The sequence below is a fragment of the Methylotenera sp. genome, from assembly GCF_030653755.1.
Classification (GTDB): domain Bacteria; phylum Pseudomonadota; class Gammaproteobacteria; order Burkholderiales; family Methylophilaceae; genus Methylotenera.
In genome coordinates this window covers 24,442-36,975 of sequence record NZ_JAURYU010000049.1, presented here as the reverse complement: position 1 = coordinate 36,975, position 12,534 = coordinate 24,442, and the positions used below count along the sequence as shown (strand labels likewise).

Below are 12,534 nucleotides of genomic sequence, written 5' to 3'. Positions count from 1 at the left end.
TTTGTATAGCAAAAGTAGGTCTGATGCGTTGAGCGTGATGTGTCTTAAAATTAAGGAATTTTAGTGATGAATCGAATCAAAGCATGGAGCTTATTGTTTAGTTTGTTAATTGGTGCCATAGCGCTTACCCCGCAAGTTGCTTTCTCTAAACCGAAAGCCTCTAAAGAGGCTGTTTCAGTCACCCCTTTGCCTAAACGTATTCAGGCTACTTATGAAGTGACTAAAAATGGTGAGCCATTTGCTAATGTGCATGAGCTGTTTGTCATTACTAAAAATGCCTACACAGTAGAAAGTACAACTAAAGGGCTAGGTGTTTACGCCTTACTAGGCGAGCGTAAGTTAAGTAGCGTTGGTGTAATCACAGCAAAAGGTTTGCAGCCCACGCATTTTGAATTACACCAAGGTAACCAAAAAAAGAAATCATTATTAGCCGATTTTGACTGGTCAAAGCGTAGCCTAGTGATGACGGTTAAGGGTAGGCAGGAAACGGCTGAACTTAAAGCAGGTACTCAGGATTTAGCGAGCTACGCTTACCAATTTATGTTTATGCGGGCATCGTTAAAAAACACAATTACTGTGCCACTCACAACAGGTAAGAGGCTAAAGCAGTATCAGTATAAAGTGAACCCTGAGCAAAAACCCATTGATGGTGCGGGCGTGAAGTATAAAACCCTGCATTTAGCATCGACAGAGAACGATGGCTCAGAATCCAAAGAGCTTTGGTTGGCAACAGAGCATTATTATGTGCCAGTACGTATAGTGATGATTGATGATGACGGTCATAAGCTAGAGCAAACCATAACGCAATTGCGTATCGAATAGTGAGCATAATGACTGCACTATGTACTTAAGTAACTCATATACCAAGCAACTAATAACTAAGTAGCTATATCACTAAGAAACAACATTTTAAGTAACAACAGAAAACAACACAAAGAGAATCAATATGACGCCTAATTTAATTCGGCAAGCTGCAATCGTTTTATCTAATCTACTAACTTTTAGTAGCCCTGCTGATGCGAAGTTAAGTGAATTTTTCCGTAATAATCGTGATTTAGGTACCAAAGAGCGTGCATTTGTGGCTGAAAGTGTTTATGGCGTTTTGCGTCGCTTGCGCTTCTTAAGCACGGTGACAGCTAACGATGAAAATGACCCAGATGATGCACGTAAGTTGATTTTAGCTTGGCTATTGCGCGTACAAGGCATGAGTATTCGTGAGTTAGAGCCAATGTTGAGCGAGCAGCAAAAAGAATGGGCACATCTCATTAAAGCCAAGTCTACAGATAATTTACCTTTGGCGGTGCAAGCTGACGTGCGTGACTGGCTGTGGGACAAGCTAGTTGCACAATATGGTGAGGCTGAGGCGTTAACGATTGCACGTAGCATGCATGAGCAAGCAACGCTGGATTTGCGTGTGAATACGATTAAAGGCACGCGTGACGAAGTGATGGCAAAATTTATTGCTGAAAATACCTCAGGCGAAATGAATGTGACTAAAACCCCTTACTCACCGATTGGCCTTCGTATGCCCAATCGTTTGAATATTGGCCGTCACGTTTTGTTTACTGAAGGCAAGATTGAAGTGCAAGATGAAGGTAGCCAGTTATTGGCACATTTGGTTGCAGCTAAACGTGGCATGATGGTGGCAGATTTCTGTGCGGGTGCTGGCGGCAAGACCTTAGCGATTGGTGCGCTCATGCGTAATACTGGCCGTTTGTATGCATTTGATGTGTCTGAAAAGCGTTTGCATAATTTAGGGCAACGCTTAAAACGCTCAGGTTTAAGCAACCTGAACGCACAAGTGATTAGTAGCGAAACTGATCCTAAACTAAAACGCTTAAATGGTAAGTTTGACCGCGTGCTGGTGGATGCGCCTTGCAGTGGTCTAGGCACCCTGCGTCGGAACCCTGATCTTAAGTGGCGCCAAACGCCACAAGATGTTGCCGAGCTTAATGTTAAACAAACCAATATTTTAGCGCGCGCAGCTAAGCTGACTAAAGTGGGCGGGCGTTTGATTTATGCAACTTGTAGTTTGTTACGAGACGAGAATGAGAAAATTGCGGAGCAGTTCTTAGCATCACACCCTGACTTTAAGTTAGTGAATGCCGCAGAGATTTTAGCGCAGTATCAAATTGAACTTGATACTGGAGACTACTTGAAGTTATTACCGCACTTACATCAAACAGACGGATTTTTTGCCGCGGTTTTTGAGAAGCTAGATATTGCAAGTGTTGCTAACACCACTGCGCCAGTTGAGGAAAATGCAGTAGAAGAAACAGCTGATGTGATGGTGGCGCCAGAAAGTGTGATTGAAATAAGCGCCATAGAAGATGCGCCTGTAAAAGCGAAGGTTAAAAAGACCGCTGCTAAAAATGAGCCTAAAGCGGTTAAGCCAAAAGCAGTAAAAACTAGTGTGGCAAAAACAAAAGCAGTGAAAGCGTAAAAAAGTAAAGGTAAGGTTTAAAAAACCTTACCTTTTTGTTATTCAGCAGCCGCAAGCGCTACTTTAATCAATCATTAATCTGCGTTTTGTGGATAGAAATTGCATGCTGCTACTCAATTTCAAACCAGATAATTACCAATGCTTTCTACAGTAGTGGGCTTTTTATAGAATAGGATCGTTTCTAAACGCTCTGTAAGTTTAGTGTTGTTTAATATCTGTATGCATTTTACAAAGGCCTTGTTCGATGAAATTACCTAGCCTCAATCTCCAGATATTATTTGCAGCCATTATTGGCGTTGCTTTGGGGTTTTATTTTCAGACATTAGGCCCTCAGCACCAACTTGTGCAGGGTGGGCTTTATACTTCAGGCCTACTAGGTACGCTGTTTATTGATTTACTCAAAATGATTTTAATTCCACTAGTATTTTGTTCTATTTCAGTGGGCATTGCTAACTTACGTCAACATCATCAAATGCATCGGGTATGGATAAGTACGCTTATTTACTTCGTTGGGACGATGATGATAGCGATTACACTGGCTTTGCTTGCTGCCAATTACTTTAAGCCTGGTAGCGGCTTGCAAATCACCATGTTTGCAGATGCTATGCAAAATTTTGAGGCTAAACAACTTCCATTGCCTGAATTCTTTGCACAGTTTTTACATGGCTTATTTGTGAATCCATTTGCGGCATTAGCCCAAGGGAATGTGTTAGCGGTGGTGATGTTTGCGCTTATTTTGGGCATTGCATTAGTGATAGGCGGTGAGCGTTTTAATCATTTACGTACATTGCTGCAAGAGGCTTTAGATGTGACGATGTTAATAGTGCGCTGGGTTATGTATTTAGCACCGTTAGGCATTATGGCCCTATTGATTAAATTAATCGCAGTGCAAGATGTCATGATACTGACCACCTTAGCCAAGTTTGTTGTGGTGGTCGTAGGTGTTTTGTTGTTACATGGTTTTCTTGTGTTGCCCTTAGTGTTATATCTATTCACACGAAAATCACCTTGGTGGTTACTTCGTGGTAACCGTGAGGCATTGTTAACAGCATTTGCAACAAGCTCAAGTGCAGCGACATTGCCTGTCAGTATGCGTTGTGCCACGCAACAGCTAAACGTAAAACCAGAAATTGCTGGCTTTGTGCTTCCACTAGGCGCAACCATTAATATGGATGGTACCGCTTTGTATGAAGCGATTGCTGCGTTATTTATCGCTAATCTAGTGGGAATAGAATTGAGCTTTGTGCAGCAATTGATTGTGTTTTTTACAGCGATGATTGCTGCAATGGGAGCACCTGGCATTCCAAGCGCTGGAATGGTGACGATGGTGCTAGTCCTGCAATCTGTTGGATTGCCAGCGGAAGCTATTGCGATTTTGCTACCTATTGACCGCTTATTAGATACTTTGCGCACCACCGTTAATGTGCAGGGCGATATTGTGGGCAGCTTGGTCGTGCAAAAAATGACACTACAAACACCTAAGTCGCTAAATACGAATACATAACATCGGCTTATTGTATTAATCAGGTATTTATAATGGATGCTATGTTACTACTTGGTCTTTCTTAATACATATGTCCGCCACATATGGTAGTACTTTAAGAAGTCGATTTGTTCGACAATCTCAAATCCCGCTTGGGAAAACTCTGCTTCAATGGTTTTTGCAGGAATAACAAAGCGATTTTGGTATGCACGTTGTGGACGTCTTTTTTCAAGCGCCTGACGTGTTGCTGCTTTGATGTTGCCATCTACCCACATTGAGATAATGACGCTATCTCTAGTAACGCGCTGAAACTCTCTTAATAGCTTTAACCTATCTTCTGATTGACCTAAATGATGAATAAAGCGGATGCAAAAAATATTATCAACAGATTGATCTGGTACTGGTAAGTCGAAAGCAGAGCCGTTTAGCGTTTTAATTCTTTTAGTAATGTTGATATCGCGTTTCATTAGTCCTGTATTGATCATGCTCTGGCTATAATCGCAAGCATAGACCTTACGGTCTGGATGTTCCATCAACACATCCCAAAATCGCCCCGTACCACATGGCACATCTAACACTTCCAGAGGGTTGCCAGCTGCTCGTAATGCAGCACTTGCAATTTGGTGGTCACGCCAATTTGAGAGCTTGCGCCAAATACCATCCTGATGTTTATCAAAATACTGTATTGCATGTTGATCGTTATATTTACTAGAAAACTCGAGTGGCATTGCTTAATCCTGATACGTAAATATTTTAGATAACGCAATGTATGTGCCATCAATTTCGATTAACGAATGGAAGGTAAGGTGGGTATGTAAATTATGATTAGAAACAGTTGATTGCGAGTATCAATGAAACCAGTGGCTAGGTTTTGAAAATACAATGAATACTTTTTATCTAACTGGCGTATAAGCGCTTCACAAAAATTGCAGAGGTTTTCCTGCAACTTTTGTGAAAATCAGGTCTTCATACTGCAAATGATGCAGGGCTTGTGATTGATATCGTGTGGAGGAATTTTTTTAAATTGGAATGTAATGGTAAGCAACCAATTGATAATTATCAGATAAGCAGTATTGCGTGTATTTGTTACGTCATATCAATATGACGGTGGCATGTGAATTGCCTTAAAGGGTGTGAGCAATAAATGCTGACTATTTTTAGGCCTAATTCCAAATACTAATGACAAAAATTTTTACTGCACAAAATCGTACCATCGTTCTGGTTTCATTATTTATCATGTTGACGGGGAATTATTCATTCTTCCGTCATTTTCTTGAAATTTACCCACCTAGTTTAGACAATATGCTATTTATATTGTCAGTTAGCGTATTTTTTACGATGGCAAACGTGGCATTCTTTCTACTGATTTGTCACGGAGAATCAGCAAAATGGCTGATGGCGCTGTACCTTATTACAGCGTCACTCGCTGCTTATTATATGGATCAGTACAGTGTGATTATCGATACTGTGATGATTGACAATATTGCACAAACAGACACCCAAGAATTTTTAGGATTACTGAATGCTAATCTGTTCATTAGGCTATTTATTTTTGGTGTTTTACCCGCTTGGATCATCCTAAAATATGCACCAGTTGTTCATGATGTGCGATCAGAGTTAAAGTCTAAACTCACCATATTGTTACTTTGCATTATGACGATGTTGGTGGTGAGTGTGCCTTTCTCTGCAGGGTACGCGTCTTTTATACGTGAGCATAAAATCACAAGGGCTTACCTTAATCCTACTTATTTTTCTTATTCTTTACTTAAATACATTAAAGAGCATATCACCACTGAGCAGCTGACCAGTCTAACACCTGTGGCGATGGATGCATTTGAGACTGAACCTAAACATAAAAATGAACTGATCATATTAGTGGTTGGCGAGACTGCACGGGCAGATCGTTTTTCACTGAATGGCTATGCAAAAGAAACTAACCCTGCGCTTAAAAAACAAAATGTGGTCAGCTTTAGCAATGTTTCTTCATGCGGTACCTCTACTGGAGAGTCTGTGCCATGCATGTTCTCTATATTAAACCGCAAAGACTTCAGCCGAGATAAAGCCTTACATATGGAAAATGCACTGGATGTGCTTCAACGAAATGGCGTCGAGATTTTATGGCGCGATAATAACTCTGACTCCAAAGGTGTGGCAACACGGATGCGCTATGAAAATTTTAAAAGCCCAACCATGAATACCGCGTGTGATTCTGAATGCAGAGATATTGGTATGTTGGGTGGTTTAGATGCCTATATTAAATCTAAGTCTGACAAAGATATTTTAATTGTGCTGCATCAGATGGGGAATCATGGTCCTGAATATTATCGTCGATACCCTAAAGCGTTCGAGCGATTTAAGCCTGCATGCAAAAGCAATGAACTGAGAAATTGTAGCCAGCAAGAAATAGATAATGCATACGATAACGCGATTTTGTATACAGATTACTTTTTATCAAAGGTGATTGACTTCCTGAAGCAATATGATGGTGAGTACGAAACGGCGATGGTATACACGAGTGACCATGGTGAATCACTGGGAGAGCATGGTATGTATCTGCATGCTGCACCGTACATGATTGCCCCTAAAGAGCAAACGCACATCCCTGCAATTGTGTGGATGGGGAAACATTTTGATTTCAATATTGACCAGATTAAACCATTAAAAGATTATCCGCTAAGTCATGATCATTTATTTTGTGCCTTACTGATGGGGTTTGAGGTGGCGACCAAAACCTGTGAGCTTACAAATAAGGTGCTACAGGATAACGCAGCTTTAAAACTCGCTGCTGTCGCCTCTTCATTGCCTGAGAGTAAAGGCCTAAGAGATTAAGATAGACACTGCTGATGCGGTTTGCTCAAAAACGGCATAATCCGCTGTTTGGTATTCGGATGCGATGAAATCATTTCAGGTGCGGCTGCACTACCGTGACTTTTTTCTAGTTTTAGTAACAAAGTGGCAAACGACTGGGTTGGAATGCATGCCGTTTTGAGTGACTGTAGTGCATAGTGGTCTGCATCAAGTTCTAAGTCACGCGAGTAGCTCATGTTGAGCATTATTGCTGGTAGGCCAGCGGCAATGCTACTTACATCGCCCGTGATAGCGATGACGATAATGCCCGAGATGGTGCCTTGTAACGTTTGTCTTAACGCATGACGGCCTTTTACGTGGCCTAGCTCATGAGCCAGCACTGCAATAATTTCATTGTTATCTTTCGCTAGCGCCACTAATTCATCTGTCATGATTAAATAACCACCAGGTAATGCAAATGCATTAGCGCCAATGGTAGGACTTTTTCTAAAGTTAAGCTGGTAGTTTGGGCAATCACCAGTTTTTAAACATAAATCTTTCAATGCTTCTTGGATTGCTGATTTTTTTGCATCAGAGAGTTCTGATGCGGTGAAATAGCCTAGTTTTTGATGGTCTAAAGCTTCAAGTGTTTGTTTGCCTAGATCTTTTTCAATGCTTGGCGGTGTTGCTAACGCCGCAAATTTTGCCGCGACTGGCACACCGTATTTCAATAGCAATAAGCTTGATAGCACGATTCCAATTAGTGCAAAGATGACTATAAACAGGTGTGATTCTGCATAGTGGATTGCGCGCCAACATAAATGTGCCGACTTTTTCGGTAGATGATGTTCTAAATCTTGAAAGTCAGTTTCTAGTCGGCCTCCATCAGGTAAATCGATAAGCCGTTTACCTCTTCCAAGCTTGGCTTGAATGTGGCAATCTGATATGTAAAAAATGTGAGGGGCATTGTCACTGCTACTCGTAGTTGTACTAAAAGTAAATGCATTATCAGCGATAGTCACCAGCACCCGCTGAGCGCGAGGGCTGATGCCATCATAATAGTCTGCATCAAATTGCATGTATTGCGAATTAACCAAAGGAAAGGTCTACATCAAACATCTCGGCAATTTCTTCGCCCATAGCGCGTGACATTTCTTTTTTCTCACCCACAAATTTATCCCAGTCTGTTTCGCCTGTTAATGCTAAGCGCTCAGCCCGATAACGTGCCATTCTGATTTGTGCCCAAGGAGTTGCTAAACCTAATGTTAGGAAAAGAATAATCGTATTGGAGAAATACAACCATACTAAGTCGCGCATGCGTAGATTGCTGTTAAACGAAATATGTTCAAGCGAAGTGTTGTTCCAGATAAGGTTGGTAATTCTGGATTTTATGTAAGCGGTGATTAAGAAAATCATGGACATATAAAGTAAGGCGATACCCAGAAAAATAGCATATATCATAGGCCCTAGCATTGCAGCATACGGGCCAAACATTTTCTCAATCGGATTTTCTTTTTTAACACTTTCACCCGCTTTGGATTCAGCCTCTTGGATTTGTGCTTCGTATGCTTGCATTTGCGCCTCAAATTCAGCCCGATCCTCTGGGCTCAAGTCTTTGAGGAAGTCTGTTGTAGACTGGTCCTCTGCTACATATGCTTCATTGGCATATTCCTCTACTGGTGTTTCACCAGTATCAGCTACTTTGACAAAGCCAGCGCCTGCCATATTGGTATGTGCTTGTAGTAACTGCTGTTGTTGCTTAACGCCGACAGTGCCATGTTTGTCACTGCTGACTAAGCTACTAATGCCTAAATAGATGGCTAAACTAATCGCCAATATAACAGCGGCTAGTTTCAGATAAACCATGTAAAAGTCTTTTACTAAGGCTTGCATCTGGAAGCGGCTCAGGCCGAACTTGTGGTGATTAAATGCAAATTGATTAACGCGTTGTGCAACAAACGGTAAAGCAAGCCCTAATGTGATGACCACTAAAACTGGATACACAATAAATGCGAGGGCTGCCTGAAGGTAGCTGCCATCAAAGTCAAACCTTAAACCACGATGGCTAGCGTTACGCGCATTAAATGTTAGTCCGCGTATCACAATCCAAGGTAAAGCAAATAAAAATGCGATCAATAGAATAACTGCTGCGATTGGGCTAAAACCAGCAAGTACTTGATAAAGTACAAACAGTATCACTGCGATGATGCGCCCTTTAAGAATCGCAATCGGACTTGCATGATAATCAAAACCCACACCGTCAATCAGTGTGTTGTTATAGAAATATTTAATTCGACGTACCTTTGCCCATGCGGAATAAATCCCTAAAGTGACGATGGACAATAGTAAGTTGACAATCCAAATACCAAAGTACTCACCTGCTCTGCCTGTGAATACAACAGGCGTTTGACGATTTGACATTGATGCTCCCTTATTGGTTATTTTTTATATGGACACATGCTTAATCTTTTGATTAAACCGATCACTTTCATAAGCAAGTAATACAAATGGCGGTCAAATAGTAGCATTCAACTTATTGAATGGTAAAGATAAAAGTCGCTAATTAATGATAATTTATATGATAGATTTATGCTTGCATGGCGAATTAAATTAAGACAGCGGTGCCAGCAATTTTACTGTCTTTAAGAATTTTGCTCTGTATTGTGGTGGCCAGAGTTGCGCTGGCTGATCCAGCCGATGAGCAAGGAATAGGCAGCTGGGACAACCACCAAAGTGAGTAGTGTGGATGAAATCATGCCGCCGATGATGGCAACAGATAGCGGCTTGTTTGTTTCAGAGCCAGCACCCAAGCCCATTGCAGCAGGCAGTAACGCTAAGATGATGGTGAGAGAAGTCATTAATACTGGACGCAGACGCACAGGGCAAGCTTCGCTCAGTGCTGCATTAATACGCATTTTGTTAATCACTTCACCACTTTCTCTTACTTTATCTAACAGCTGATTGGTTAAATCTACCAAGAGAATCGAATTTTTGGCCACCAAGCCTATGAGCAGAACCAAGCCAATCATCGAATACATGTTGAGGCTGTCTCCTGAGATAAGCAATGCAATCAGGCCACCGATAATGGCCAGTGGTTGTGCCAGCATCACAAGTAAAGGCTGAACGAATGAGTTGAACTGGCTTGCTAACACCATGTACAGTAAAACAAAGGCAAGTAGAAATACAAACTGTATATTTTTAAACGTCTTACCAAATTCCTCCGCCTGGCCTGTGAGTTTTAGGGTGTACTCAGGCGGTACGATAGTGGCTGCTGTTGTTTTTACTAAATCAACGGCTTCACCCAGTGGCATATTGGGGTTAGCATAAAAATTAACTGCATATTGCAGGTCATAGCGACCAATCACGGCAGGACCAAGTTCCTGATTAAATTTCGCAACGGCATCAAGGCGCACTAACTCACCACCTTCACTTCTCAGGTAAATTTTACTTAAATCAGTGATGTTAGTTAAATCCCCTTCGGCGGCTTTAATACGCACGTCATAGCGTTGCCCATCACCTGAGGCTTCATTGTATTTTGCAACATTAACGCCACCAGCATATAGGCTGACCGCCGAAGCAATCTCTTGTGCATTGAGCCCTAGTGTTGCGGCACGTGCACGATCAATTTCTACATTGAGCTGTGGTAAATCTAGCTGTACGTCTAAGTCGACCCTACCCATTTCTGGATTATTGCCCAGTGATTGTTGCAATAACTTAGATATTCGTCCCAGTTCTTGCAGGTTGTTGCCTGTTAAATTGAACTGGAGTTTCTCAGAACGTTGCCCACGCACCACTGATGCGGGTGCAGGTAGTGCACGTGCGCCAGGAATCTGATCGAGTTCAACTTTAATTTCTTTGATTAACGCTTGCTGGCTTTTTACTCTCAACTCTTTGGGTTTTAGGCGTACGTTAACTCGTCCCTCATTGACTTGACCGCGCGAGCCTGTGCCTATCGATGAAAAGTAGCTATCTACCTCATCAGGATGATTTTTTAATATCGCTTCAACCATCTGGAGTCTAGAATCGGTGTAATCAATGCTAGAGCCTAATGGTGTTTTTAGGCTGATACTAAAGCTGCTTTCATCTGACTCTGGCACAAAGTCTTTTTCTACATATTTAAGGGATAGATAACCTGATACCACCACAAATACTGCGGTGAATATGAGCACAACCCCCCGATGATTCAGTGTTACCTTTAGTAGCTTTTTATATTGTGTATCTAAATAGTCCAACCCGCGCCCAGTGACGCGGTATGCAGCATTCTCCTTATGCGTGACGCTTAAGTAGCGCGAGCAAAGCATAGGTGTCAGTGTGAGTGAAACGAATAGCGAAACGAGTACACCAAATGTCACAACAACCGCAAAAGATTTAAAGAACATCCCGATCACACCGTTCATGAAAATCACAGGTGCAAATATACATACCAGTGATAATGATGATGCCAGTACAGCAAACACGACTTCGTTACTACCATTCTTGGTGGCCTGAGAGCGGAATAATGCCACTTTACTAGGGTTCTTTAGGTCAGCAGGGCTTAGTACCTCACCCACCTCTCCCGACATATGCCGCAGAATACTTTCACGTACCACAATTGCATCATCGACCACCACGCCAATCAGCAGTAGTAGTGCAAGTAAGGTCATGCTGTTGAAGGTGTAGCCTGCAAAATACATCACTGCGATTGCACCTAATAGTGATACTGGTATCTCTAGGCAAATCATGAGGGTGGAACTGAACGAGCGCATGAAAATCAGCACAATTAAGGCGGCAAATAAAGTACCTTCAACTAAGTGCTCTTTGAGTGATGCGACCATTTGATTAATAAAGATAGAATCATTGGTCGAGATTTCTAGGTTGAGGCCAGGTGGCAGGTTGGGGCGAATATCTTGTTCTAGCCTGCGCTCTACTTCTTTAATAATCTCAACCGTATTGGCATTGGCAATCTTAACCATCCCTAAGCCGACAGTAGGCTTGCCATTGTATCGGGCAATTTGGCGGTTGTCGGTGAGGCCATCTTCGACATCGGCCACATCTTTTAGCCGAATTGGCACGCCGTCTTTAGTGGTGATAATTAAATTGGATAAATCGTTAATGTCATGAAACTCAAGGTCTAGCTTTAATAGCTGCTCCGCCTGTGAGCTTACTAAAAACCCACCTGGTAATTGAATATGCTCGCGGTTAAATGCGCTGATTAAGTCCGATGCTGCAAGCTTGTAAGCGGCCATACGTTCGGGGCTTACATTAATACGAATCACACGATCACGACGTCCACCGATAGAGACTTCGCCTACGCCGTTAATGGTTTCAAATTTCTTCTTTAACACATTATTTGCGTACAGGTTGAGCTGCTGGATGGTGCGGTCACCGCTTAGGGCTAGCCAAATCACAGCGGCAGCATTGGTATCCACTTTTTGCACTGATGGCGGGTCGGTGTCGTTGGGTAAGCGTCGTAACACCTGATTTACTTTAGCTTGTACTTCGTTATAAGCAACATCAATATCTTTGTCTAAAGAGAATGTGATGCTAATGCTAGAAACACCAGGAGAAGAAGATGACTGAATATGTTCAATGCCAGGTGTGGTGTTGATAGCAGATTCAATAATACTCGTGATGCTGGTGTCAACGACGTCAGGGTTAGCGCCACGTAATGTAGTCGTTACCATAATAATTGGGAAATCAATCGCAGGGAGGCGATCTACACCAATACGGTTATACGAGATAATGCCGAATAGCACGATGACGCCAGATAACATCCAGGCAAGCACATGGCGTTTAATAGAGAGTTCAGGTAGCGTCATGGGGTAAAAGTATCAATATTTAT

Annotated in this window: 8 protein-coding genes; 4 read left to right on the top strand and 4 right to left on the bottom strand. The window is 42.1% G+C overall.

The genetic code is table 11. The annotated features are described in order from the left end of the window. Positions 1-66: 66 nt before the first annotated feature. The 3 genes from Q7U33_RS10615 (at position 67) to Q7U33_RS10605 (ending at position 3,947) form a co-directional block, all read left to right on the top strand. Positions 67-822, top strand: a complete 756-nt coding sequence (locus Q7U33_RS10615) for a DUF3108 domain-containing protein (protein WP_304860667.1) — start codon at positions 67-69, stop codon at positions 820-822. Positions 823-946: 124 nt separating this feature from the next. Continuing rightward, positions 947-2,443: an RsmB/NOP family class I SAM-dependent RNA methyltransferase gene (locus tag Q7U33_RS10610; RefSeq protein ID WP_304860665.1), complete on the top strand. Its 1,497-nt coding sequence runs from the start codon at positions 947-949 to the stop codon at positions 2,441-2,443. Positions 2,444-2,687: 244 nt separating this feature from the next. Continuing rightward, positions 2,688-3,947, top strand: coding sequence for a dicarboxylate/amino acid:cation symporter (locus tag Q7U33_RS10605; RefSeq protein WP_304860663.1), 1,260 nt, complete (start codon positions 2,688-2,690; stop codon positions 3,945-3,947). A 47-nt stretch (positions 3,948-3,994) separates the two neighbouring features. On the opposite strand, the gene Q7U33_RS10600 is transcribed toward Q7U33_RS10605, so the two are convergent. Further along, positions 3,995-4,654 (bottom strand): class I SAM-dependent methyltransferase, encoded by a 660-nt coding sequence (locus Q7U33_RS10600; RefSeq protein WP_304860661.1) that lies wholly within the window; start codon positions 4,652-4,654, stop codon positions 3,995-3,997. A 451-nt stretch (positions 4,655-5,105) separates the two neighbouring features. Here Q7U33_RS10600 and Q7U33_RS10595 point away from each other — a divergent pair, with 451 nt between their 5' ends. Beyond that, positions 5,106-6,755 carry a phosphoethanolamine transferase gene (locus tag Q7U33_RS10595; RefSeq protein ID WP_304860659.1) on the top strand — a complete coding sequence of 550 codons (1,650 nt, stop codon included), beginning with the start codon at positions 5,106-5,108 and terminating at the stop codon, positions 6,753-6,755. On the opposite strand, the gene Q7U33_RS10590 is transcribed toward Q7U33_RS10595, so the two are convergent. From Q7U33_RS10590 to Q7U33_RS10580, 3 genes are all read right to left on the bottom strand, one after another. Then, on the bottom strand, positions 6,752-7,792 hold the full coding sequence (locus tag Q7U33_RS10590; RefSeq protein ID WP_304860657.1) for a M48 family metallopeptidase: 1,041 nt from the start codon (positions 7,790-7,792) through the stop codon (positions 6,752-6,754). The two genes, Q7U33_RS10595 and Q7U33_RS10590, sit on opposite strands and share 4 nt — an antisense overlap. Before the next feature lie 10 nt (positions 7,793-7,802). Beyond that, a complete protein-coding gene (locus tag Q7U33_RS10585) occupies positions 7,803-9,134 on the bottom strand; it encodes a YjgN family protein (RefSeq protein WP_304860655.1) in 1,332 nt (443 codons plus the stop codon). A gap of 221 nt (positions 9,135-9,355) precedes the next feature. Next, a complete protein-coding gene (locus Q7U33_RS10580) occupies positions 9,356-12,511 on the bottom strand; it encodes an efflux RND transporter permease subunit (protein ID WP_304860653.1) in 3,156 nt (1,051 codons plus the stop codon). Positions 12,512-12,534: the final 23 nt, after the last annotated feature.